The organism is Pseudomonas sp. 9AZ (assembly GCF_902506525.1).
Lineage (GTDB): Bacteria > Pseudomonadota > Gammaproteobacteria > Pseudomonadales > Pseudomonadaceae > Aquipseudomonas > Aquipseudomonas peli.
This window is the reverse complement of record NZ_LR733840.1, coordinates 2,040,217-2,063,709: the sequence shown is the minus strand read 5'-3', so window position 1 is coordinate 2,063,709 and position 23,493 is coordinate 2,040,217. Positions and strand designations below refer to the sequence as shown.

19 protein-coding genes are annotated in these 23,493 nt (G+C 59.8%); 8 read left to right on the top strand and 11 right to left on the bottom strand.

Annotation, left to right across the window (positions count from 1 at the left end; all coding sequences use genetic code 11):
- Window positions 1–67: 67 nt before the first annotated feature.
- The 4 genes from ALTER154_RS09610 to ALTER154_RS09595 all read left to right on the top strand — a co-directional run bounded on the left by ALTER154_RS09610 (window position 68) and on the right by ALTER154_RS09595 (window position 4,666).
- Complete coding sequence (locus ALTER154_RS09610; protein WP_160086564.1) at window positions 68–1,714, top strand: Na/Pi cotransporter family protein; 1,647 nt, start codon at window positions 68–70, stop codon at window positions 1,712–1,714.
- A 153-nt stretch (window positions 1,715–1,867) separates the two neighbouring features.
- On the top strand, window positions 1,868–2,857 hold the full coding sequence (locus ALTER154_RS09605; RefSeq protein WP_160086562.1) for a phospholipase: 990 nt from the start codon (window positions 1,868–1,870) through the stop codon (window positions 2,855–2,857).
- A 1-nt stretch (window position 2,858) separates the two neighbouring features.
- Window positions 2,859–4,109, top strand: coding sequence for a peptidyl-prolyl cis-trans isomerase (locus ALTER154_RS09600; RefSeq protein ID WP_178126337.1), 1,251 nt, complete (start codon window positions 2,859–2,861; stop codon window positions 4,107–4,109).
- The gene (locus ALTER154_RS09595; RefSeq protein WP_160086560.1) at window positions 4,106–4,666 is read left to right on the top strand and encodes a hypothetical protein; all 561 of its coding nucleotides are present in this window, start codon (window positions 4,106–4,108) and stop codon (window positions 4,664–4,666) included. The genes ALTER154_RS09600 and ALTER154_RS09595 overlap by 4 nt, the downstream gene beginning before the upstream one ends.
- 6 nt (window positions 4,667–4,672) lie before the next feature.
- On the opposite strand, the gene ALTER154_RS21000 is transcribed toward ALTER154_RS09595, so the two are convergent.
- From ALTER154_RS21000 to ALTER154_RS09565, 6 genes are all read right to left on the bottom strand, one after another.
- Window positions 4,673–5,929, bottom strand: a complete 1,257-nt coding sequence (locus tag ALTER154_RS21000; RefSeq protein ID WP_256665624.1) for a hypothetical protein — start codon at window positions 5,927–5,929, stop codon at window positions 4,673–4,675.
- The gene (locus tag ALTER154_RS09585) at window positions 5,926–9,138 is read right to left on the bottom strand and encodes a hypothetical protein (RefSeq protein ID WP_160086558.1); all 3,213 of its coding nucleotides are present in this window, start codon (window positions 9,136–9,138) and stop codon (window positions 5,926–5,928) included. Before ALTER154_RS09585 ends, ALTER154_RS21000 begins: the two co-directional genes overlap by 4 nt.
- Window positions 9,135–11,225, bottom strand: a complete 2,091-nt coding sequence (gene tssI, locus ALTER154_RS09580) for a type VI secretion system tip protein TssI/VgrG (protein WP_160086556.1) — start codon at window positions 11,223–11,225, stop codon at window positions 9,135–9,137. The genes ALTER154_RS09585 and tssI overlap by 4 nt, the downstream gene beginning before the upstream one ends.
- 189 nt (window positions 11,226–11,414) lie before the next feature.
- Complete coding sequence (locus ALTER154_RS09575; RefSeq protein WP_108490538.1) at window positions 11,415–11,933, bottom strand: Hcp family type VI secretion system effector; 519 nt, start codon at window positions 11,931–11,933, stop codon at window positions 11,415–11,417.
- Between the two features lie 302 nt (window positions 11,934–12,235).
- Window positions 12,236–14,794: a TRAP transporter permease gene (locus ALTER154_RS09570; RefSeq protein WP_160086554.1), complete on the bottom strand. Its 2,559-nt coding sequence runs from the start codon at window positions 14,792–14,794 to the stop codon at window positions 12,236–12,238.
- Window positions 14,795–14,903: 109 nt separating this feature from the next.
- Entirely contained in the window at window positions 14,904–15,875 is a 972-nt protein-coding gene (locus tag ALTER154_RS09565; RefSeq protein ID WP_160086552.1) for a TAXI family TRAP transporter solute-binding subunit, read from the bottom strand.
- A gap of 227 nt (window positions 15,876–16,102) precedes the next feature.
- Here ALTER154_RS09565 and ALTER154_RS09560 point away from each other — a divergent pair, with 227 nt between their 5' ends.
- A complete protein-coding gene (locus tag ALTER154_RS09560) occupies window positions 16,103–17,128 on the top strand; it encodes an AraC family transcriptional regulator (protein WP_160086550.1) in 1,026 nt (341 codons plus the stop codon).
- Window positions 17,129–17,158: 30 nt separating this feature from the next.
- A complete protein-coding gene (locus ALTER154_RS09555) occupies window positions 17,159–17,641 on the top strand; it encodes a hypothetical protein (protein ID WP_160086548.1) in 483 nt (160 codons plus the stop codon).
- Window positions 17,642–17,666: 25 nt separating this feature from the next.
- On the opposite strand, the gene ALTER154_RS09550 is transcribed toward ALTER154_RS09555, so the two are convergent.
- Window positions 17,667–18,629 carry an SDR family oxidoreductase gene (locus tag ALTER154_RS09550; protein ID WP_160086546.1) on the bottom strand — a complete coding sequence of 321 codons (963 nt, stop codon included), beginning with the start codon at window positions 18,627–18,629 and terminating at the stop codon, window positions 17,667–17,669.
- 205 nt (window positions 18,630–18,834) lie between these two features.
- Here ALTER154_RS09550 and ALTER154_RS09545 point away from each other — a divergent pair, with 205 nt between their 5' ends.
- Window positions 18,835–19,182, top strand: coding sequence for a VOC family protein (locus ALTER154_RS09545; protein ID WP_160086544.1), 348 nt, complete (start codon window positions 18,835–18,837; stop codon window positions 19,180–19,182).
- Window positions 19,183–19,193: 11 nt separating this feature from the next.
- Window positions 19,194–20,207 carry a DUF5924 family protein gene (locus ALTER154_RS09540; RefSeq protein ID WP_160086542.1) on the top strand — a complete coding sequence of 338 codons (1,014 nt, stop codon included), beginning with the start codon at window positions 19,194–19,196 and terminating at the stop codon, window positions 20,205–20,207.
- A gap of 334 nt (window positions 20,208–20,541) precedes the next feature.
- On the opposite strand, the gene ALTER154_RS09535 is transcribed toward ALTER154_RS09540, so the two are convergent.
- The 4 genes from ALTER154_RS09535 to ALTER154_RS09520 all read right to left on the bottom strand — a co-directional run bounded on the left by ALTER154_RS09535 (window position 20,542) and on the right by ALTER154_RS09520 (window position 23,415).
- On the bottom strand, window positions 20,542–21,771 hold the full coding sequence (locus ALTER154_RS09535; RefSeq protein WP_160086540.1) for a nucleoside recognition domain-containing protein: 1,230 nt from the start codon (window positions 21,769–21,771) through the stop codon (window positions 20,542–20,544).
- 327 nt (window positions 21,772–22,098) lie between these two features.
- Entirely contained in the window at window positions 22,099–22,557 is a 459-nt protein-coding gene (locus ALTER154_RS09530; protein ID WP_160086538.1) for an inhibitor of vertebrate lysozyme family protein, read from the bottom strand.
- A gap of 181 nt (window positions 22,558–22,738) precedes the next feature.
- Window positions 22,739–22,903 (bottom strand): DUF1328 domain-containing protein, encoded by a 165-nt coding sequence (locus ALTER154_RS09525; RefSeq protein ID WP_069521449.1) that lies wholly within the window; start codon window positions 22,901–22,903, stop codon window positions 22,739–22,741.
- A gap of 77 nt (window positions 22,904–22,980) precedes the next feature.
- Window positions 22,981–23,415: a PA2169 family four-helix-bundle protein gene (locus ALTER154_RS09520; protein WP_090254447.1), complete on the bottom strand. Its 435-nt coding sequence runs from the start codon at window positions 23,413–23,415 to the stop codon at window positions 22,981–22,983.
- Window positions 23,416–23,493: the final 78 nt, after the last annotated feature.

The following is a 23,493-nucleotide window of genomic DNA, read 5'->3' as shown; positions in this document are numbered from 1 at the left end:
AGCCTTTATAACAAGTAAAAACCACGCGTCACGCTGCAACCGGGCGGGCGCGCCAGGGAGCAGCACCATGCTCACCCTGCTTAATCTTCTGTCTGCCGTCGCCTTGCTGATCTGGGGCACCCATATCGTCCGTACCGGCATCCTGCGGGTGTATGGCTCGCACCTGCGCAAGGTGCTTAGCCATAACGTCAGCAAGCGCCCACTAGCCTTTGCTGCCGGCATCGGCGTGACCGCGCTGGTGCAGAGCAGCAACGCCACCGCGCTGCTGGTTACTTCATTTGTCGCTCAGGGCCTGATGGCGCTGACCCCGGCGCTGGCGATCATGCTCGGTGCGGACGTCGGCACGGCGTTGATGGCGCGGGTGCTGACCCTCGACCTGAGCTGGCTAAGCCCGCTGCTGATTTTCCTCGGTGTGATCTTCTTTCTCTCGCGCAAGCAGACCCGCGCCGGCCAGCTCGGCCGCGTGGCCATCGGCCTGGGGCTTATGCTGCTGGCGCTTGAGCTGATCGTTGCCGCCGCTACGCCGATAACCCAGGAGCAGGGGATCCGCGTGCTGTTCGCCTCACTGACCGGCGACCTGCTGCTGGATGCGCTGGTCGGCGCGCTGTTTGCGCTGATTTCCTATTCCAGCCTGGCCGCCGTGCTGCTTACCGCGACGCTGACCGGCGCCGGTTTGATTGGCCTGCCGGTGGCCATTGGCCTGGTGATTGGCGCCAATATCGGCAGCGGCGTGCTGGCCTTTCTCACCAGCAGCCTGCAAACCCCAGCCGGGCGGCGCGTGGCCCTGGGCAGCCTGCTGTACAAACTGATCGGCCTGCTGCTGGTGATGCCGTTTCTCGATCCGCTGGCCAACTGGCTAGACAGCCTGAAGTGGCGGCCCGAGGAGTTGGTGATCGGCTTTCACCTGCTCTACAACGGCCTGCGCTGCGTGCTGATGCTGCCCACAGTCGGGCTGATGGCGCGCTTCTGTAATTGGCTGCTGCCGGATCGCCCGGACGAAAACGGCGTCGCCCGCCCGCGCCACCTCGACCCCACCGCGCTGGCAACACCAAGCCTGGCGCTGGCCAATGCAGTGCGCGAAACCCTGCGCATCGGCGACCTGATCGAGACCATGCTCAACCATTTGCTGGAAGTACTAAGTGGCGGGCAAACCGCCCTGGGCAAGGAGCTGCGCCGCCTGGATGACGATGTCGATGCGCTCTATAGCGCGGTCAAACTCTATCTGGCGCAGGTGCCACGCGAGGTGTTGAGTGAGCACGACAGCCGGCGCTGGGCGGAGATCATCGAGCTGGCCGTCAACCTGGAGCAGGCCGGCGACATCATCGAACGCATGCTCGGCAAAGTGCAGGATCAGAAAACCGCGCAGCGCCATTCGTTTTCAGACAGCGGCCTGGAGGAACTCACCACCCTGCACGCCCAACTGCTGGCCAACCTGCGCCTTGGCCTCTCGGTGTTTCTCTCTGCCGACAAAGAAAGCGCGCGCCAGCTGCTGCGCGAAAAACGCCGCTTCCGCGCCCAGGAGCGACGACTGGCACACGCGCATGTCAGCCGTCTGCACCATCAGGTGGTGCAAAGCATCGAAACCAGCGCCCTGCACATGGAGCTGATCGCCGACATGAAACGCCTCAACTCACTGTTCTGCGCCAGCGCCTATGTGGTGCTGGAAAGCAGCGAGACAGGGGCCTTGCATCAGGAAGACAACGGCGCGGATTAAGACGTACAAGAAAATTGGTCTATACCACCAAACCTTAGTTGGGTTGAGGCAACACAGCGCATCAGCTTTAAGTTGGCGTGCGGCATTGCAACAGTTCTGCCATCAATGACCGCTAATACTGCTCAACTCCAACAACAAAAGAGCGCCTTCCCTATGAAAAACCTCACCTCCCTGGTCGTTGGTCTAGGCCTGGCATTCAGCGCCAGCCACGCCAGCGCCTGGTCGCAACCGACGCACAAGAACATCGTCAAAGACGCCCTGGCCTTCCTCAACTCGGCCCATGCCACGCCCGAGATGAGACGCGCCTACCAGTTCTACGTCGGCGCAGCCGGCAGCGAAGCCCGCGCGGGGGAAATCCTCGGCCAGGCGGCCTATGACGTTGACGATTTCCAGGACACCCGCCTGGGCGGCTGGTGGGTCGGCTACGAGCATGCGCCGGTGTATGGCGCCGCCGCTTCGCTGGTCAACTACACCTCGTACTGGCACTTCATCAACATGGCCCGCCAGGGCGACGCCCACGGTAACGACCACGGCGGCTACGACTACCGCTACCGCAAGGTAGATGGCAGCTGGAGCGGCGACGTTGACTGGTACGCCATGGTTTACCTGTACAACCGCGAGCTGAAGAAGAGCGACTTCGACACCACCGAAGCGCATTACCGCCAGGGCACCTCCTCCAACTGGCAAACGCACTACGGCGACTTCCAGACGGCGGCCTTCCAGCCCATCGATAACCTGGCCAAGTACTGGTTCGATCAGTTCAAGAACGCGCCGTCCCTGCAAACCATCGGCTACTCGTTGCACACCACCGGCGATGTCGCGCAGCCGCACCATGCCTGGGTTACGTCGGGCAATGGCCACTCCGGCTGGGAAGGCTGGGTGGATGACCATTACTTCAGCGAAGGCCTGAACAATATGGCGGCAGTGGCCAACCGGGTCGGCAGCTATAACGCGCAGAAGCCGATCCGCGATCTGCTGACCCAGACCGCCCAGGTCGCCTACCAGCGTCCCGAGCCGCTGTATGACACCAGCTACGCCACCCGCCTGCGAGTGGCCAAGGAGCTGATTCCGGAGTCCATCGCCCTCACCGTCAGCGTGCTGACCAAGGGTGCCAACACCTTCTACGGCCAGGGTGGCCTGTAAGGTGCGCTCGATCATCCAGCGCAGTTTGCTGGTACTGGGGCTGACCGGCATCTGCCTGTCAGCCCTGGGCAGCCAGGACATGCGCATCAACGGTGAACGCCTGCCCGGTAAAAGCATCGGCCTGCTGGAGCAGGCCATGACCCGGGTCAAATTCAACACCGACCTGCGCTTGCTGCGTACAGGCCTGGCGGAAAACCACCTGCTGGCCCGCGAAGTGGAAGCCGAGCTGAGCAGCAAATACAGCAGCGATCTGGATGCCTTGGTCGAACGCGAAGCCGCCAACCTGATCGAGCAGGTCTACGGCCGCCAGTTCGATCACGATGTACGGCCCTTTCTGCGCCAGCCACAGGCGCTGAGCAGCGCCCGCCTGCGCCAAGTACTAACCGCGCCAACCCAAGGCGTGGTGCTCGATAGCCTGCAGTTGAGCCCCCAGCAACAAGTCGATGCCGCCCAGGTGCAGCTAATCAGTTGGCAATTCCCCGGTCAGGCCGAACAACGCCTGAACCTGCTCGAGCTGTATCAGGGCGATAACGTACAAGGCCGCGTGGAGCTGCAACAGGGCAACCTGGTGTACCTGGCAGAACAGGTGCGTCAGCGAGCGCTGCGCGACTACCTCTGGTATCAACTCGGAGAGAAGGGCTTCAGCGCGGACGAACAGGCCGGCATCCGCCAGCTGGTGCGCGACAAACTGGTCCGCCACAAGTACCTGCACCAACTCGGCCTGCACAACGACTTTCACCATGAAACCGCCAGCCTGCGCGAACGCGCCAGCCGGGTCAGCGATGCGGACGCCGAGGCCTACTACCAGCGCAACCTGCAGCTCTACCTGAACGTTGCTCAGGTGCAAGCCAGCCATATCCGCCTGACTGATCAAGCCAGTGCCGACCGGGTGTATGCCGAACTGCAAAAGGGCCTGAGCTTCGATGACGCCGTACACCGCTATTCACTGGCTGACAGCAAAAGCCACACGCCACCCGGCGACCTTGGCCTGATTCGTCCGCAGGATGCGCAGCTGGACTTTCTGCGCAAGACCGCCCTGTTGCAGAAGGCAGGCAGCTTGTCCCAACCGATGCTGATCGACGGCGCGTTCGAGATCGTCCAGGTGCGCAGCCGTGAGGATAAGCAACTGCCGCTTAGCGACCCCAGCGTGCGTTATGAAGTCAACCAGGCCGTGGCCAAGGAGCAGCTGACCCAAGCCTTCCAAGCCCGCGTGAACGCCCTGCTGACCAACGCCAAGGTAGAAGGACTATGAGGGCCTGGCTCGGCATCGGTCTTCTCGGCGTGATCACGGCGGTGACCATAGTCGTTGTGCGCACGCCCCAGGCCGACACCGCGCCAGCCGCTGCAGCACAGGCTGCAACGCCGATCAGCCCGCCTATCCGCTTGCCAGAGATGCCCGCCGCCTTGCCGGCACAGCAACCTGTAGCAATCCCAGCGCCTGCAGAAAAATCGGTGGAAGAACCGCCAAGCGAGCCGCAACTGAATGCCCAGGAAGCGCAAATGCTGATTCAGCTAATGGCCGACCAAGGCGACCCTCGCAGCCCGGCCCTCGGCCAACTCAAACCCCGCCAACCCGCATCCGCCGCACAGCTGGCCGACCCGACGCAGTACAGCGCCTTCGAAGACCAACAAACCCGCGACCAGATCATGGCCTACGCCAGCGGCGTGCAGCAGATCCCCGCCATCCGCGAACGCATCGAACAAGCTGCGCAATCTGGAGAACACAGCCAAATCGAACTAGACGAAGCCCGCGCCGCACTGGAGCAGCTGGAAATGTTGCAGAGCAAACTGCAGAGGGAGAGGCCATAACATTTATCAGCGGCGATGGACGTTATCGAAATCATCGCCCTTGGGGGTGGCCTGCATGCCTTTGGCCTCTTGCTGACGGTAATAAACTTCGATGCTGAGGTTCGGGTCGATCTTGGATTGGAGAATGCAGGGTTGCTCTTGCCACTTGTATTCACGGTTACGTTTCATCATCTCTGCACGACCGCGGCGCTCCCAAACTTTGTAAGGCATATCACGCCAACGGCGAGGGTCGCGCTTGCTCTGCCGGTCGTGCTCGGCAGTGGTGGGGTCGAGGTGGCGGAACTGTTCGAGGATCGGCAGTTCGGGTAAGGGCTGGGTCACGTCCATATAGCGTTGCAAGGTATCCCAAAAGGCCAGCGCCTCTTCAAGGTTCATACCCAGGGACTGAATTTTGCCACCGAGAAACACCTCGACCGAGGTGTAACGGTGATGCAGCCAGATAGCGAAACCGCTATTACCGTGGGGGCCGGGGCGAAACTCCAGGGTGGCGTCGAACTCGTAGAGGGGGGCGCTAAAGGGCCTTTGAAAGCGCCGGCCGATGCTCAGCATGCCGGTCTGGCGGTTAAAGCCGCTGCCATCGTGAGCGAATACGCGTAAATAGAGGTCTTGTAAGTAATCCCAGCCGATCAGACCCATAAAGACGCTAAAGGCCATATATGCGCAGAGCCAGAACATGTTCGTACCAGTAGAGGTACTTTGGAAGGTAAATAGCGATGCTATCAAAGCTAAGGCAAGGCCGGCGCCGACTTGGATTAGATATCTTTTATAACGCGGGTTATCTCCCCCCCATATATACCAGGCACTAAGACCTACAAAGAAGAAAGCTATTATGAGAGAGATAAAAGTAATAACCACGTAAGAATTTACACTATTTATTCCTGTGGCCCACGCCATGGCTGCAGCAAGAGCTTCTGTAATCACAAACCCCCAGAGAACCCATGGGATGAAAAATAAAAACGAATATTTTAAATATGGAATCAAAATCATCCATTTACTGGTGTTATCGAAGTTCCAGCGCTTTTGATTTATATAAAGGTCATCTTCTTTTTTCCCGTCTAGATAATCACGCATACCGGACTGCAACTGAGCATCCACATCCTGCCACGGCTCTAAGTTGGCGTAATGCCCCCAGCGCAATTGGGTACGAGTGGTGCCAGTACGGTTGGCATCCTGCGACCACTTATGCGGAGGCTGCGCTGGAATGGCACTGCTGCGGTAGGCCGAATCAGCATAAGGCGCTGTCGGTTTAACGGGGGCATTCATACTTTGGCAAAGTCCCTTTGGGTGATCAGCCAATAGGCTACGTCATCGGCATTGTCGCCGTCTGCGGGTCGCTTAGCTGTAAACACTTGCCAGTTACGCGGCTTCGGCTGGGGTAGGGTGATGCGGTTATAGCCAGGGAAAGGGTCGTCTGCGTAGCAGATGTTTTCTCCCAGATGGAACTGGCCACAGACCTTAAGGCTGTATTCGATGGCTTGCCGGTAGCGCAGCGGGTCATCTACTGAGGCCACAGCAAACTGTGCAGGCAGTACAAAAAGCAAGCGATTACCGTCGAGCACCACAGCGCCAAGCTTTTCCTTGGGGATAGGCTGGTAACGGTAAGTCCAACCCGAGGTATGGCCACGGGTGCGCACGATTTCCCTGGCGATTAGGTTGAAGTCAAGGCCATTGCGGAACTGACCTAGCAACGGGGTGCTGAGTTCAACTACCCAATCTTGCGGAGCCAATTGGGCTCGCGATTGAGTTTGCGCATCGAGCAGGCGAGCCTTGTCCGCCGTATTGGCCTTATCTTGCCAATGCTGCAAACGCTGGATATGGAAACGAGGTTCGCCCAAGGCGCCAAGCAGTTGCTGGTAGGCCTGCAAGGGGCTGCTCATCTGCGATAGACGCTGTTTTTTCCCAAAAGGGCCATGCTTGATGGCCTGCTCCACTGCACTATCGGCCAGCAATACCGTGCCGATAACGCCAGCGACCAGCAACCCGACACCAAGCCCGAGCAGCCAAGGACTGGCTAAGAGGCCAATGGTATAGAGCGCCCAGATCCCCGAGCCGCTGGCTGCAATCATATTGGCCACAGCAACATCGTCGTCACCGTCACGTAGGGCGCGGCCGGCATCCCAGGCAAACAAGCCAGCGGTAATAATGCCCATTGCGATAAATGAGCCGACACGTGACGCATTCAGCCATGTGCTGCCGGTGCGCTTTAGCAGGTTGTCAGCCCAAAAGCCTGAGGTTTGGAAGCGGCCTCGCTCCCAGAACACATGCCAGGGATTGCCGCTACGCTTGGCATCGGCTAGCAGCTTAAGTGCAACGTTATTGCTGGCTAAACCGAGATCAGCCAAAGCCCCGCCTACACCAAGGAAATATCTCCCTTCCTCGTTTTGGCTGACTAAATCTTTTGCTCCCCATAAATTCGCATACAAACTAAACCCTGCACACACAGTCGCCAATATGGGTAGCGTTTTACTGTTAGCGAGAGCCTTGGCCGTATCCAGATGACCTGCAGCGGTGCGCCACTGTTTGTAGTCCGCCACTAAGGGATCGTTAGCCTCGGCGGCGATAACCATAACCTGGCCCAGGTCTTTACGGGCAAAGCCCAAGCGCTCCGCTAGCTTGCCGCTGCTTGTTACCTGCACCTTGCCATTTTTCGCTTCCAAGCTGGCATAGAGATAATTATCGCGGGTCAGCGTGGCGCGTTCGGCAGCCGTGATGCCAAAGCTGAAGCCATCGCCATGCACGCCCAGCACGACCATATTCTTGGCGAGTGCTTCACCTTGGGGCAGCAGCTTTAACCCTTTGGCACGACTATGCAGTTTGTTCAGCACATCGAAGGTCGGCGCAAAGCTACGGTGCAGTTGCACCTGAGTAACGCTAGTGCTTTCACTAATACGCTTAACCGCGAGCATACTGGCCGTGGCGACATGGTTAAGTAACTCATCCACTGACGACAGCAGGTTCTGGCCAATATAGGCATTGTTGAGAAAGCTCAGTGCGCTCAAGCCCAGCCGCTCTGGTTTTATCGCGATACCGCTCGCCACAAGTGCCTGTAAGCGCTTGGCGGTTTCTGGTAATTCACCTTGGACATTGGCCAACAAGCCTTTGGTCAACACGTGGGTGGCTTCAATCAGTTGGCGGCTGAGCTTGTCCACCGCAGCACTGACTTTCATATCCTGCGCTTCAATACAGCGTGGATCGCACCCCTTTGGCGAGCGGTTCAGCACTTCCAGTAATTCACACAACTGGGCATAAGGCTCAAGCAGACGCTCATCACGGCTGTGTTGGAAATCATTCCATACCGCAGGCAAGCGTTTAACCAACTCCAGCATGCGTTCTTGTTGGCGATAAAGCTGTTCTCGGGCTTGCTCTCGCTCCACATGCAAGGTGGCTTTCTTCAGAGCAGCAATATCAATGTGCGCCTTGAACTCTTGCAGGGGACCATTTGCCCGCATGGCCTCGCTGTAAAGCACCTCGGCATAACGGCCAAAAGGCTGGTGCGGAACCAAGGCATTAAGGGTTTGCAACAGCTCAGCACATAGCCTCGACTGAGCAACCACATGCCGTAGGGCAAAAATGGGGTCATCGAGTATCACGCCAACCAGTTGCGGATGACCGCGCAGCTGGTACTCCGTCAGCAAGTCTTTACCGGCCGGCATTGTGGGCAGAGGTGCGGGTGGCGTGGTCTTAATAAAACCTGCCAACTCTTTTTGTCGCTGCTCAAGCTGTTTAACCAACGAGGTAGCGGGTAACTCCTTGAGGCCGGAATTAAATAGCAGAGGGTCTTCAAGCAGGGTTTCCAGATGCAACTCGCGGGCACACATACCTTTGCTAATACGTGTGATCTGAATAATTGGCATCGCTTGAGTCGCTTTCCATTGCTCAGGACCTACAACAGCAGCAGCCCAAGCAGGGGCGATGCTCTGACAACGTTGCTTGATTCGTCCAGAACTGGCTTCTAGCCACTCGATGTATTCCCACGTCCAAGGCAATTCGCTGTACGCCATGGCAAGCTGGTCACCCACAAAACGCCCTTGCAGCAACATGGGTACAAGGATCAGATGCTGCCTGGCACCAACAGGCTTACGCTCATCTGCCTTGCCGCCACTTTTTGCCGTTTTACGCCAGTGCGCGACATCCACCTCGAAAAGCTGACCTTTGCCGTCACTTTCCAGCTCACGCCACAGCTTGCCCTTGCGGAAAACGTAAAGACGACCGGGTCGCAGCAGCCCGCCTTTAGGGGCTTCATTGTATTTCTCATAACCCGGCAGACGTGCCATAGGCACCACAGCAAGAAAGGTATTTTGCTGAATCTCTGGCTCTTCTTCGTGGCTGCGCATATCCAGTTCGACAGGAATCTGCAGCATCCCACCATCAGTGCGCTCGATATTCAGAGCCAACCGAGCACGGCGTGTATTGTCGTACTCTGCGCGTTTGCGGATCCCCTGCTTGATTGGCTGATCCTTTAGCTCACTCATGCGTCACCTTCCGGGTCGAGCAGTTGTACTTGGCCACCGAAGGCGGGGTCGCCCCATACATCGATAATCAGTTGTTGTGGCCCTTGCTCACCCAGACTCGCTAGCGGCAGCAACGGATTGATATTGGCCTGGCCGGTCTTTTCACCCACAGGTGCGGTATCTGCGGGTTTGGGAATAACCGGCAATACCGGCGCAGCCCCAGAGCCACTCCCCGGCGCGCCGCCGGAGTTGAATTTGATGATCGGGCCGACCATGGTGATGCCGCTGGCGTCGAGTTTGATAAAGCTGCCGGCGGCTTTTAAGGTCAGTTCGCTGCCGGCTTCGAGTACGACTTTCTGGCCGCTGGACAGATGGATCTCTTGGCCTGCGTTAATAAATTGGCCGGTGCCGATTTTAATGTGCTGGTTGTTGCCGACGGTGAGGTGGTCGTTAGCTTTGATCTCGCTTTTACGGTCCGCGTGGGTGGTGCGGTGTTCTTCGGCTTTGAATTCGCTGTAGCTGTTGGCTTCGACGGTGTCGTGGCGTTCGTTGCCGATGCGGATTTTCTGGTCGTGCTCGATGTTCTCATCCCAATCGCGCTCGGCGTGGATGTAGATCTGTTCAGCGCCCTTCTTATCTTCGATACGCAGCTCGTTATAGCCGCCACCGCCGGGGCTGCTGAGGGTCTTGAACAGGCTGCGGGTCTTGTTCGCCGGCAGGGCGTAGGGCACCACGTGTTCAGCGTGGTACAGGCAGCCGGTGACCAGCGGTTGATCGGGGTCGCCTTCGAGGAAGGTGACCAGCACCTCCATGCCCACCCGCGGGATGGCGATGCCGCCGTAGCGGTCGCCGGCCCAGCTTGAACTCACGCGCAGCCAGCAGCTGGTTTTGTCGTCGGCTTGGCCTTCGCGGTCCCAGAAGAACTGCACCTTGATCCGGCCGTATTCGTCGCAGTGAATCTCTTCACCCGCAGGCCCGGTGACCACCGCGCTTTGGTTGCCGAGGATGCGCGGTTTCGGGTGGTTAAGCGGCGGGCGATACAACACTGTCCAGGGCGTGGCGGTGAAGCGGTTGCGGTAGCCCTGCTGGAAGCCATCGCTGACTTCGGTGTGGCTGGTCACCGACTCTTCCAGCACCTGCGGCTGCTTGCCCTCGTGGTGGATTTCGGTGAGCAGCCAGAGGTCGTTCCAGCTGGCGCGCGGGTGCTCGGTCAACGCCAGGAAATGGCCGCTGACCAGCAGCGGCTGATCGCCGTCGCCTTGCGCCAGTTCGAAGTCGTGACGATGGCGTTCGAGGCTGCGCTGGCTCAGGTGTTTGCCGCGCTCGCGGTCGACAAAGCGGCCGGGGTAGTCGTAATCCTCAAGGTCGGGCTTGAACGCACTCTTGGCGTCCGCCTCCATCAGCAGCTTGGGCTTCTCGAAATCGTAATCGCGGCGGGTCACCCGGCTCGAGCGGGTTTCCACGCGCACGCCGAAGCGCTTGATTACCGGCTGATCGGCGACCAGGCCGCTGTCTTGTTGATAGGCCGTTGGCGCCAGTTTGGGGAAGACCGTTTGGTCGTCGCCAAAGGTCAGTACATGGCCTTGTTCGCTGTGCTGGAAGTGGTAGTGAATACCTTCTTCCTCGCACAGGCGCTGAACGAAGTGCAGATCGGATTCGTCGTACTGCACGCAGTACTCGCGCTCGGGGTAAATCGAGCCGAGTTGGAATTGGTAGGCATTGGCCTGAATACCGTGCTCTTGCAGCACTTGGCTAATGATCTTCTCCACCGTCAGGTGCTGGAAGATGCGTTGGTTGCTGCGGTGCGCCAGGTACACCAGTTGCGGGCGCAAGGTGACATGGTAGCGGGTCAGGCGCTTGCCGGATTCGCCCTGAGCGACGCGGTAGATCTGCCCGTGAATGCCGTGGCCGGCCTGATCGAACGCAAGAAAAGCGGCCTGATGCAGCAGGCTTTCCAGATCCAGGTCAGGACGTTCGCTGACCAGTTCCAGTTCGAACTCGAAGGGCTGACTGATCGCCTCGCGACCGTTGAATTCGAGCACCTGCAGGTCGTGGTTTACACCTTCGATCGTCAGGCTGAAATGAGTCTGGTTGGCGGCGGCGAACATTCGTTGTTCCTCTCGTTTCGTTCCATGAATCAAACCACTGCGCATTTCTAAACCAGGCCTGGCCTGGCAGCCGTGCCTGTTCGCGGTTTTGCGCGATGCCTGTCAGCGTTTGGCGACGCAGGTCTCACTGAAAACGCAGCGGCCAGGACAAGCCTGGCCGAAGCGGTATTACGCGAGCTCAGCCAATGCTTAGGCGGAGATCGGGGTACGCCAGTCGTCGGAACCGGAAGTACCGGAGACTTCGTGGGTCCAGACGATTTTGCGGTAGGTGAAGTACACGTCTTCGAGGTGAGTGAAGTGCGACATGTTCGGATCCTGGCAGTTCGGCATACGCGACTGCACGTCAACGATCACGGCATCTTCCAACTCGATGGTGAAGTAGTGCTCTTGAGTACCGGTGGAGGAAGTGCGGTACCACTCCAGACGGCACTTGGACAGACGCTCACCGGAGGTCAGGGAGTTGAAGATCAGCGGCGAGGATTTGTCGAAGACTTTGGTGATCATCAGCGGCTTGTGGACGCGCTGGCCAGTCGGCTGACCGGACTGCGGATCACGCGGGATGATGACCTGGTGGTTGAAGGCTTGAACCAAGATCTGGTCTTCATGACCTTCCTGGAAGATGTTACCGACGGAATCTTCGGTGAAGGTGCCGGCAGTGATCAGGCCTTGTTTGGTGCCTTCGAGGGACAGATACGCGGGTGTTGGCATGAGTGCTTTCCTTGCCTTGGGTCATGGATCTGCAGTGATCCGGGAACTCCCCATATAGCGACAAGCATGCCAATTAAATAAAAACCTTATAAATCAGTATCTTGCAATCTTTTAAAGCGCGAACTCAAACCCACTGTGCGCCAGATCACTAAAAGCTGAGCAACTTGTTGCGCAGGGCTGCGCAAGTTTCTGCGCAGCCCGCTCAAAGCCAATGGCGACAAGACCTACAGCCTGATCCCCAGAGACTTATCAACAATCCGCTGCGCAACAAGCTGCGCAGCGGGTAGGGCGTCAGGCTCGACTCAAGCCGCACCGTTGGCCCGCCGGCGACGCTGCAACCAGACCACCAGGGCGAACACCAGGAAGCCAGGAATCCACATCAGCTCCTTGGTCCAGCGATCCGTTGGCGCGCGCACCTTGAGGATTTCCTGATCGAACTCCAGGCCGGCTTCGGCTGCTGGGCTGCCGAAGGTGACGCTGTCGACCAGCACCTTGCCGCCCTCTTCATAGGTCAGCAGGCCGAGCTTCTCCAGGCGCTCTTCACCCGTGGCGCCTTCCGGCACAGGCAGCAGCAGGCTGAATTCGCGGGCATCGCCCACGGCATCCTCACCTTTGATGCGCAAACGCAGCTGGCTGCCATCGGCTACATCACCCAGGGCCTGGGCCAGTTGCGCGGGCGGGATGTCGCGGTAAGGGTCGTGCACGATGTCCATCCAGAAGCCCGGACGGAACAGGGTGAAGGCCACCAGCAGCAGCAGCAGGTTCTCGTACCAGCGGCTGCGCACCAGGAAGTAACCCTGAGTGCCAGCCGCGAAGATCAGCATGGCAACGGTGGCGATGATAAATATCAGCACACCGTGCCAGAAATCCACGTCGATCAGCAGCAAGTCGGTGTTGAAGATAAACAGGAACGGCAACACCGCTGTGCGCAGGCTGTAGTAGAAGGCCTGAATCCCGGTACTGATCGGGTCGCCCTTGGACACTGCCGCCGCCGCGAACGAAGCCAGGCCCACCGGCGGCGTCACGTCGGCCATGATGCCGAAGTAGAAGACGAACAGGTGCACCGCGATCAGCGGCACGATCAGGCCGTTCTGCTGGCCGAGGGTGACGATCACCGGCACCAGCAGGCTGGACACCACAATGTAGTTGGCAGTGGTCGGCAAGCCCATGCCCAGCACCAGGCTGAAGATTGCCGTCAGCACCAGCATCAGCAGCAGATTGCCCATCGACAGCAATTCGACCAGATCGGCCAACACCAGGCCAACCCCGGTTTGCGACACCGCGCCGACGATGATGCCCGCCGCCGCCGTGGCAATACCGATGCCAATCATATTGCGCGCACCGGCAATCAGGCCTTCACGCAGGTCGATCACGCCGTCCATAAACGAGCCGTGAGCATGCGTGCCATCGGTGCGCAGCCAGGTCAGCAACGGGCGCTGGGTCAGCAGGATGATCACCAGCATCACGCTGCCCCAGAAGGCCGACAGGCCGGGGGACAGGCGCTCGATCATCAAGCACCAGACCAGCACCACCACTGGCAGCAGGAAGTGCAGGCCGGAGAGCAGCACGGCGCGGGTTTGCGGCAGTTTGTCGAGCGGCGCGTCTGGGTCTTCAGCCGGCAGCACCGGCACGCTAGCGGCGATTTTCAGCAGGCCCAGGTAGACCAGCGCCAACAGCGCGCCGATACCCGGCAGGGCATATTCACCCAGCGCCGGCTTGAGCCAGCCAAGGCCGTAATACACCGCCAGCGACAGGCCGCTGATCAGCGCCGCACCAAAGGCGAAGCCGGTTAGGCGACGCAGCCAGGGCTTGGGCTGATGCCCGCCCACCGGCTGCAGGCCGAGCTTCAGCGCTTCCAGATGGACGATATACAGCAGGGCGATATAGGAAATCGCCGCCGGCAGGAAGGCGTGCTTGATGATCTCGACATAGGGCATGCCGATGTACTCGACCATCAGAAAGGCCGCTGCGCCCATCACCGGCGGCATGATTTGACCATTCACCGACGACGCCACTTCCACCGCGCCGGCCTTCTCGGCCGAGAAGCCAGTGCGCTTCATCATCGGAATGGTGAAGGTGCCGGTGGTCACTACGTTGGCAATCGACGAGCCGGAGATCAGACCGGTCAGCCCCGACGCCACCACTGCGGCCTTGGCCGGACCACCGCGGAAGTGACCAAGCATGCTGAAAGCCAGCTGAATAAAGTAATGCCCCGCGCCGGCCCGTTCGAGCAAGGCACCGAACAGCACAAAGAGAAACACGAAGCTGGTGGATACGCCAAGGGCGATGCCGAACACCCCTTCGGTGGTGATCCACTGGTGGTTGGCCATGGCATTGAAGCTGACCCCACGGTGCGCCAGCATCCCCGGCATATATGGCCCGGCCAAGCTGTAGACGAGGAACAGCAGGGCGATGATCGCCAGTGGCGGGCCGAGCACTCGGCGGGTGGCTTCCAGCAGCAACGGGATGCCGATGCACGCGGTCAGCATGTCCGCAGTGGTCAGGCTACCGGGGCGCAACGCCAACTGCTGGTAGAAAATAAACAGGTAGGCGGCGCTGGCGGCAGCGACCAGACCTAGGGCGATATCCAGCAGCGGCACGCGGTCACGCGGCGACTTGCGAAAGGCCGGGTAGGCGAGAAACGCCAGCAACAGGGCAAACGCCAGGTGGATAGAGCGGGTTTCGGTGTCATTGAATACACCAATGCCGAACACGAACGGCAGCGGCGAGGCGATCCACAGTTGAAACAGCGACCAGAGCAGGGCCAGGCCGGTGATTACCTGGGCCATCGCCCCCAATGGGGTACGCGCACCGACATCCTGGGCGATCAGTTCTTCGGTGGACAGTTGCTTGTCATGCATGGGTTGAACCTGCATTCGAGAGTACGGAAACGGCAAAACCCGCAGCCTTGCAGCTGCGGGTTTGCTTATCTAGATACACTAGCCCGTTTGGGCGGGTAGCGTGGGCCGCTTACAGCCAGCCGCGCTCTTTGTAATAGCGCACGGCACCTTCGTGCAGCTCTGCGCTAAGACCGACTTTGATCATGTCTGCTTCTTTCAGGTCGGCAAATGCAGGGTGCAGACGCTTGAAGCGATCAATGTTGTCGAAGACCGATTTAACCAGCTGGTAAACCACTTCCGGGCTGGCCTTGGCCGAGGTGGAAAGCACCGCTTTGCCGCCGATCGACGGGGTTGGCGCGTCGTTGCCCTTGTACACGCCGCCGGGGATATCAGCCTTGGTGTAGTAGCTCTTCGCAGCCAGCAGTTTGTCGATTTCCGCACCGGTCACCGGCACCAGTACCGCATCGGTAGTGGTGGTGGCTTCCTGGATGGCACCGTTCGGGTGGCCAACGAAGTAGGTCATCGCGTCGATATTGTTGTCGCCCAGGGCAGAAGCCTGCTCAGCTGGCTTCAACTCGGCGGCCAGGGAGAAGGCGGAGCGATCCCAGCCCTTGACCTGCATGATCTCTTCCAGGGTGTCGCGCTGACCGGAACCTGGGTTGCCGATGTTTACGCGCTTGCCTTTGAGGTCATCGAAGCTGGCGATGTTGGCATCACGGCGGGCGAGGATGGTGAACACCTCACTCTGCAGCGAGAACACCGCACGGATGTCCTCCATGGCGCCTTCTTTCTCGAACGGCGCAACGCCCTTCATGGCCTTGAACTGGTGGTCCGACTGCATGATGCCGAAATTGAATTCGCCACTGCGGATGCCGTTGACGTTGGCCACACCGCCGCCGCTGGCTGGGGCGTTGCACTTGATGCCGTGCTCAGCCGCACCGCGATTGAGGAAGCGGCAGATCGATTGGCCGGCAACGTAATAAACGCCGGTTTGACCACCGGTGCCGATGGTGACGAATTTCTCTTCGGCCTGTACGGCGCTGCTCAGGGTAATACCTGCGAGTGCAGCCGACAGGGCCCATGCCAGGGATTTACCTTTCATGGGAGTTCTCCTTTTCTGTTTATTTTTGAGCCGGCCGCACCTTTTGAGTGCGCCCGGAGGACAAGAGTCTAACCGCTCAGCCACAGGTTGCACGGAGTAATACCGACGCTCCTGGTAACCAAGTGTTAGAGAGAGTCGTTGCCGTTTCGTTCGCTGCTGCGCGAATGGAACAGATTCTAGACGTCTTAACGCTACCTTCAGGCCACAGCTTTGGGCAGAATCGAGCCATGCCCAAGCACACACTCGACTCGCAACACACCTCCGTCAGCGCCAGCATCACCCTGGCGGTACTGCATGCCGCCAGCCGCCTGGGCGTTGATCGCGCTCAATTGATGAGCGCCTGCGAACTGCACGACAGCCAACTCAGCGACCCCGATGCGCGCGTGCCTTTCGCCACTCAGGAACAACTGTGGCAACACCTCAGCCGTATCGAACATGCCGAACCCGGCCTGGCCCTGGGCTGCAACCTCGCCCCTGGCCCGTTCAGCGTGCTCGGTTACCTGTTGCAGAGTAGCCCGACCCTTGGCGACGCGCTGGCCGCCGGGCTGCGCTATCAGCGTCTAGTGGGTGAGGGCGGCGAGGTGCAATTGCGTGAGCAAGGCGAGGAGCTGCAACTGCTCTACCGCCCGCTGCATCCCGAGCTGCCGGCCACCCGCACCCGCGTACTGGCACTGATGGCCTGCTGGGTACAGATGCTGCATCCGCTGCTGGATAACTGGCAGCTGCTGCGCGCGCAGTTCGTTCACCCCGAGCCGCCGACGCTGGACAGCTACCGCGAGACTTTCGCCTGCCCGCTGCAATTTGCCGCCAGTGATTACGGCATCGTCCTGCCACGCAGCCTGGCCCGCGCGCCGCTGATCCAGGCCAACCCGCCGCTGCAAAACCTGCTGCGCCAGCATGCCGAAGCCCTGCTGGCACGCCTGCCCAGCGAAGGACTAAGCGCCCGCGTGGTGGCTTTACTCGGCGAACAACTGGCGCGCGGCGAGCCGGACCGCAGCGAACTGGCGCGCCATCTGCACCTGAGCGAACGCACCCTGCAGCGACGTCTGGCCGATGAAGGCTGCAACTACCAGCAACTGCTTAACGACACCCGCCAGCAACTGGCCGAACAACACCTGAGCACCGGCGACTTACCCGCCGCAGAAATCGCCCTGCTGCTGGGCTACTCGGAACCCAGCGTGTTCTTTCGCGCGTTTCGCCAATGGACTGGGTTAACGCCAGGCGAGTATCGGGCGCGGCAGAAAGCCAAGTAACTATCTATTAAGTATCTTCAAGGGAGCAACATGGAACTTAAAGTAGGAAACTTCACCTTCGGAAGGTGCGACAAAATGGCTGCAGAATGGATGCATCAACACGGCCAAGTTTTACTGAAGTATTCTTTATCAATCATATTTATTTGGCTTGGAGCGCTGAAACCGCTTGGCTTGAGCCCAGTAAATGATCTGATAACCAACACAATAACCTGGCTTCCTCCCGACATCTTTATCCCTATCCTGGGGTACTGGGAGATTGCCATCGGTATATGCCTGCTTTTTAGACCCCTCCTGAGAATTGCCCTGACCCTACTGTTCTTACAGTTGTTCGGAACTATCCTCCCGTTATTTGTACTGCCTGAAATCTGCTTTATAAAATTCCCTTACGCCTTAACTCTTGAAGGGCAATACATAATTAAAAATTGCGTGATCTTGAGCGCGGCCCTTGTGGTTGGCGGTGGCTTAAGCAAAGACAGCTCGCTGCATACCAACCAATGTGTTCAAGAAACCTAACGTGTGTTCAAGTTGCTAGCGAGAATCAAGCCTGCCCTTCAATCCCCTGCGCCCGTAAAAACGCCAGAAACGCTTCGCGCGAGCTGTAGCGCGGGCTAAAGCCGAAGTCCTGTTTCAGCCGGCGGTTACTCAGCACCGGGCGATAACGCAGAAAATCCACTTGCTCAGGACCGTAGGGGCTTAAGCCCAGTGGCTTGAGCACGCGCAACGCGGCGCGGATCAGCCAGGCTGGCAAGGGGCGGTAGGGTTTGCCCAGCAGCTCGGCGATTTCCTTGAGCGACAGGGCACCGTCGCCAGCCAGGTTGAAGATGCCGGCGCTCTGCTGGCGCAGGCCGCGGCAGATGATGTCCACCACATCCTGATCCCAGATAAATACGAAGCGGCTATCGCTGCCGCGAATACCCAGCACTGACGGCTTTTTGAACAGCTCGGTGATCTGGTTGTTCACCTGTTTGCCGAGAATGGTGCCGGGGCGCAGCACCAGCTGCTTGAGGTGCGGGTGCTGCGTGCGGGCCTCGGCCAGCAGCACCTCCACTTCACGTTTGTGCTTGGCGTAGGCGAACTGTGCATGGCCGCGCAGCGGCTGGTCTTCATCCAGCCACTCGGCATTCTGCGGGTCATAGCCATAGGCGGCGCCGGAGCTGGTAACGATCAACTGTTCGACGCCATGGGCCGCAGCCGCCTGGATCAACGATTGGGTGCCGCCGACATCGATGGCATGCAACTGTTCTTCGCTCATGCCTGGCGGCGGGGTGACCACCGAGGCCAGGTGAACGATCGCCTGCGGCAGCCAAGTGGCGACACAACTCGCCACGGCGGCTGAGTTGCTGATATCAAGCAGTACCGGTTCGATATTCAGTTTTAGCCCCGCGCGGCTTTGCGGGCGGATATCAGCGGCAATCAGCGTCCACTGCGGGTGCTGTATGGCCAGTTGGTTAAGCAGCTGCTGGCCAATATAGCCAGCGGCGCCGGTGATCAAGACACGCATTTCCCTCTCCGTACCCAGCACCGCACAAAGGCGCGAGCGCTGCATTTCTAAAGACTGTGATACCCCATTGCAGGCTATCCAGCGGGTTGCACGGAGGCAGTGGCAAGGCTGGCCAAACAGCGTGGCGAAAGGCGACAGATGCGTGTGCCCTGGCCGGCTGGGCGCGCTATGCTCTGCGCCCCCGCCATTCCCCAGGTATGCTGCCATGAGCCAAACCGAACAGAATCTGCGTATCGACTACATCGAGTTCGCCGCCGTCGACCTGCCGGCGCTCAAGCATTTTTATGAACAGGTCTTTGGCTGGCGCTTTACCGACTATGGCCCGCACTACAGCAGCTTTACCGACGGACGCATGACGGGTGGCTTTACCACTGACAGCGCAGCGGGTAGCGGGCCGCTGGTGGTGATCTACGCCACAGACCTGCAGGCTGTGTGCACCCAGGTGGCGGCGGCAGGCGGGCAGATCACTCAGGAAATTTTCAGCTTCCCCGGCGGGCGACGCTTCGAGTTCAGCGATCCCAGTGGTAATCGTCTGGCCGTGTGGTCGGAGTAATCGGACGTCCCATGCAAGCAGTGAAACAACAGGTGTTCAAACTGATCGCCCTGATTCAGCGCAATCCGGGGATGGTGGCGATCTTTGGCTTTGCCTCGGGGTTGGCGAGCTTTCTGCTGGTCGAGCGGCATGCCGGACTGGCGCAGGTGCTGGCGCTGGTGATGCTGGTCAGCTGGTTGTGGCTAATTCTGGAAAACATCCTGCGCGAGCGCATCGCCCAGTGGTTCGGTTTCGAATTACCGCCGCCGCTGCTGCGCTATGCCACGCAGATGATCCACCAGGAGAGCCTGTTCTTCGTTCTGCCGTTCTTCTTTATCACCACCACCTGGAACAGCGGCCAGTTGCTGTTCAGCGGCCTACTGGCTTGCGCGGCGCTGATTTCGATCATTGATCCGCTGTACTACAAGTGGCTGGCGCCCAAGCGCTGGCTGTTTCTCGCCTATCACACCCTGGCGCTGTTCGCGGTGCTGCTCACCGCGCTGCCGATCATCTTCAAACTGACCACTCCGCAGAGTTACCAGCTGGCACTGGCGGCGGCGGTATTGCTGTCGTTTCCCTCGCTGTTCGCGATCATCACCGTGCGCCGTTGGTGGCGTGGCCTGCTGTTGGTGGGCATGACCCTGGCCATCGGTGCTGGCGGCTGGTTGGCGCGCACCTGGGTGCCACCGGCGACCTTGTGGCTGACCGAGGTGGCGGTCACCAGTGAATTCGACAACCAAAACCGCGCGCCGGGCGAGAGCATCAAGGAGCTGAGCGTGACGCAGCTGCGCAGTCAGGGCTTGTTCGCCTACACCGCGATCAACGCACCGCGTGGGCTGAATGAGCGGATTTATCACGTCTGGCGCCGCGATGGCGGCGAGGTCGAGCGCATCGCCCTGGATATTCACGGCGGGCGCAAGGAAGGCTACCGCGCCTGGACCCACAAACAGAACTTCCCCGCCGACGCCGTAGGCCGCTGGCAGGTGCAGGTGCTGACCGAAGCCGGGCAGATGATTGGGGTGCTTCGGTTTAAGGTGGTGGAGTAGCGGGTAGGTTGGCGTTGAGGAGCACAGCGACGAAGCCCAACGCGGCTACAACGCTTCCGCGTGGAGGAATAACGTGGCTAAACCAATCTGAGATCTCGCGAGCTAGAGTCCTGCAAGGCAAAAACAGGCGAGAAACGTAGCGCAGCGGAGTAACAGCCAACGGCTGGCCCGTAGGGTGAGCGCAGCGAATCAAGCGGAGTGAATGAGCTGTACATGAGCATTACTCGTTTCACTCGCCCCTTCGGGGTCGCGCTGAAGCGCGTTAGCCGCAAGCGGCTTCCGAGCCTGTTTTTAACGCCGCAGGGCCGACGCGCAGCAGATCGTTGCCGAACACCTAGCCGAAGAACCAGTAGCAGACGAAGATCGCCGCCACCACGCCGGCAAACTCGGCCAGCAGCGCACAGCCCACGGCGTGGCGCACACGCTGGATACCGACCGCACCGAAGTACACCGCCAGCACATAGAAGGTGGTTTCCGTGCTGCCCTGGATGGTCGCGGCCACCAGCGCGGCGAAGCTGTCGACGCCCTGGGTTTGCATGGTTTCGATCAGCATGGCGCGCGCCGCGCTGCCGGAGAAGGGTTTGACCAGCGCGGTGGGCAGCGCTTCGACAAAGCGCGTATCCCAACCGAACACCTCGACCAGCCAGCGAATACCGTCGAGGCCGAATTCCAAGGCGCCAGATGCGCGTAATACGCCAATCGCACAGAGCATCGCCACCAAGTAGGGCAGCAGGCTTTTGGCCACGTCGAAGCCTTCTTTCGCGCCTTCGACAAACTCCTCGTACACCGCCACCTTCTTCAGCGCGCCGAGCAGCAGAAACAGCATGATGATGCCGAACAGGGTGAGGTTACCGGCCAGTGACGACAGGGCCGCCAGCGCCGTGGCGGACATGGTCGCCAGCACAGCCATAAAGCTGCCCAGCAGCAGCGCGCCGGGGATCAGGTACGCCAGCACCACCGGGTCCCACAGGCGCAGGCGCTGCATCAGCGCCACCGACAGCAGACCGACCAGGGTTGAGGCGCTGGTGGCCAGCAGGATCGGCAGAAACACCAGAGTCGGGTCAGGCGCACCCTGCTGGGCGCGGTACATAAAGATGGTCACCGGCAGCAGGGTCAGCGACGAGGCGTTAAGCACCAGAAACAGGATCTGCGCATTACTCGCCGTGGTGCTGCTGGGGTTGAGCGTCTGCAGGGAGCGCATGGCTTTCAGGCCAATCGGCGTGGCGGCGTTGTCCAGGCCCAGGCCATTGGCGGCGAAGTTCATGGTGATCAGGCCGAGGGCCGGATGGCCGCGCGGCACTTCCGGCATCAGTCGCGCAAACAGCGGGCCGAGCATGCGTGCCAGGGCATCGACCAGGCCGGCTTTCTCGGCGATACGCAGCAGGCCGAGCCAGAGGGTCAGGGTGCCGAACAGCAGCACCATGACCTCGACCGACAGCTTGGCCATGGCAAACAGGCTTTCGACCATGGCAGCGAACACCGCCGGGTCGTCACCGAGCAACCAGCGCGACAGACCGGCAATGGCCGCCACCACGAAAAACCCCAGCCACAGCCAATTGAGCATGCCGTATCTCCCCCAGATCAATGGGCGGGATGATAGCGCGGCTTATACAGCGGCTTATACAAAGGAGATGGAGAGAGTCTTTTTACGAGCTTGCGAGCTAGAGTCCTGCAAGGCAAAAACAGGCGAGAAACGAAGCGCAGCGGAGTAACAGCCAACGGCTGGCCCGTAGGGTGAGCGCAGCGAATCAAGCGAAGTGTACTGTTGTACATGAGCAGTACTCTTTCTACTCGCCCTCCGGGCCGCGCTAAAGCGCGTTAGCCGCAAGCGGCTTACCGAGCCTGTTTTTAACGCAGCAGGGCCGACGCGCAGCAGATCGTAAATAGACTCTTAGTACCAATTCGGGTCGCTTTTCAGTTGCTCTTGAAGCAACTGCTGAGTCGCTTCATCCGGTTCGCCGAGCCAGCGCAGGGTGGCGTGCTGGCTGGGTGCCTTGTCCGTCGGCAGGCCCTCGGGCAGTTGCACATAGAGAGCGTAGGCGTCCTCCTTGTCCCAGCTGAAGGCCACGTAGAGGCGCTGGTTGAAGCAGTTGTGCGCTTCACACAGCTGGCCGACCAGGTACTTGTCGCCGTCGTCATCCAGGCCCTGCATGGGGCTGGCGATGCCGCTGAGGTTCATCACCCACTCCGGCAAACGGCTTTCGTCTTCCACCAGTTCTTGCCAGCTTTCTTGATAGGCAGGGTCACTGGCGAGCAGTTCATTGAGGCGGAATTGGCCATCGGTATCCGCGGCCAAAGCCGCCGCACTGCCGCCCAGCAACAGGGCGGCAAGCAGCGTCTTGATGGTCATGGTTGCTCCTCTAGAAGGTCGTTGGAAAAACGTAGGCGAGGCAGGCAAGACAAGGCGCAACGTAGTAACAGCCGAAGGCTGGTCAAAGCGACCTAGAAAGCGGAGTTTACGGCTGTAAATGAGCATTTCTAGGGCGCTTTTAACGCGGTATTGCCAACGCAGGTAGTTTTTCAACGACCGGCTATCCACGTGGGCGACGGCCCATGATGAACGAGACAACAAACATCACCAGGAACACCACGAAGAGAATTTTCGCGATACCCGTGGCGGTGCCGGCGATACCACCGAAGCCCAGGACTGCAGCGATGATGGCGATAATCAGAAAGGTAATGGCCCAACTCAGCATGGCGATACTCCTTGTTTACTCAGTGTGCGCCGTGGCGCGGTAAGACCCGGTGTGGCGCAAACCACACCGGACCGGGCTTACTGCATGGACTGTTTCAGGGTACGCATGCGGTCATGGTTGGCGCGCACTTTCGGCATTTCTGCGGTCAGTAGAGCCTGTACATCGGGCTCGGCGCTTTCCAGAGCATCCTCGAAGGCATGCAGGATGCGGTCTTCGGCTTCTTCCAGCTGCGACACGTAGGTGGCTTCGGTGTCGCTGACCAGGGTCGCTTTGGTATCGGCGTAAACCTGACGCAGCTTGCCGACAAAGGTGCCGCCGCTGGCCGGGACTTCCTGGTTGGCAGCAACTTTTACCGACAGCGCGCGGATCAGCTCACTCTTGCTCTGCGACATGTCGCGGAACAGCACCTGCAGGCGCACGTCCTTCACTTCATCGTGGGCGTGCTGGTAGAAGCGCTGGCCGTCACGGGTGATTTCGATCAGTTCGTTAAGTTGCTCTGTTTTATCAGTCATGGTGGATCTCCTATGAGTTGTATTGGCTGCCAAGGCAGCCTCAGACAACAGGCCGCGACCGGTATGGCCGCCGCCCGG

Excerpts from the sequence above, each read along its gene's own strand:
- ALTER154_RS09610 (WP_160086564.1), top strand. The coding sequence starts at position 68 with ATGCTCACCCTGCTTAATCTTCTGTCTGCCGTCGCCTTGCTGATCTGG.
- ALTER154_RS09605 (WP_160086562.1), top strand. The coding sequence starts at position 1,868 with ATGAAAAACCTCACCTCCCTGGTCGTTGGTCTAGGCCTGGCATTCAGC.
- ALTER154_RS09595 (WP_160086560.1), top strand. The coding sequence starts at position 4,106 with ATGAGGGCCTGGCTCGGCATCGGTCTTCTCGGCGTGATCACGGCGGTG.
- ALTER154_RS21000 (WP_256665624.1), bottom strand. The coding sequence starts at position 5,929 with ATGAATGCCCCCGTTAAACCGACAGCGCCTTATGCTGATTCGGCCTAC.
- ALTER154_RS09585 (WP_160086558.1), bottom strand. The coding sequence starts at position 9,138 with ATGAGTGAGCTAAAGGATCAGCCAATCAAGCAGGGGATCCGCAAACGC.
- tssI (WP_160086556.1), bottom strand. The coding sequence starts at position 11,225 with ATGTTCGCCGCCGCCAACCAGACTCATTTCAGCCTGACGATCGAAGGT.
- ALTER154_RS09575 (WP_108490538.1), bottom strand. The coding sequence starts at position 11,933 with ATGCCAACACCCGCGTATCTGTCCCTCGAAGGCACCAAACAAGGCCTG.
- ALTER154_RS09570 (WP_160086554.1), bottom strand. The coding sequence starts at position 14,794 with ATGCATGACAAGCAACTGTCCACCGAAGAACTGATCGCCCAGGATGTC.
- ALTER154_RS09565 (WP_160086552.1), bottom strand. The coding sequence starts at position 15,875 with ATGAAAGGTAAATCCCTGGCATGGGCCCTGTCGGCTGCACTCGCAGGT.
- ALTER154_RS09560 (WP_160086550.1), top strand. The coding sequence starts at position 16,103 with ATGCCCAAGCACACACTCGACTCGCAACACACCTCCGTCAGCGCCAGC.
- ALTER154_RS09555 (WP_160086548.1), top strand. The coding sequence starts at position 17,159 with ATGGAACTTAAAGTAGGAAACTTCACCTTCGGAAGGTGCGACAAAATG.
- ALTER154_RS09550 (WP_160086546.1), bottom strand. The coding sequence starts at position 18,629 with ATGCGTGTCTTGATCACCGGCGCCGCTGGCTATATTGGCCAGCAGCTG.
- ALTER154_RS09545 (WP_160086544.1), top strand. The coding sequence starts at position 18,835 with ATGAGCCAAACCGAACAGAATCTGCGTATCGACTACATCGAGTTCGCC.
- ALTER154_RS09540 (WP_160086542.1), top strand. The coding sequence starts at position 19,194 with ATGCAAGCAGTGAAACAACAGGTGTTCAAACTGATCGCCCTGATTCAG.
- ALTER154_RS09535 (WP_160086540.1), bottom strand. The coding sequence starts at position 21,771 with ATGCTCAATTGGCTGTGGCTGGGGTTTTTCGTGGTGGCGGCCATTGCC.
- ALTER154_RS09530 (WP_160086538.1), bottom strand. The coding sequence starts at position 22,557 with ATGACCATCAAGACGCTGCTTGCCGCCCTGTTGCTGGGCGGCAGTGCG.
- ALTER154_RS09525 (WP_069521449.1), bottom strand. The coding sequence starts at position 22,903 with ATGCTGAGTTGGGCCATTACCTTTCTGATTATCGCCATCATCGCTGCA.
- ALTER154_RS09520 (WP_090254447.1), bottom strand. The coding sequence starts at position 23,415 with ATGACTGATAAAACAGAGCAACTTAACGAACTGATCGAAATCACCCGT.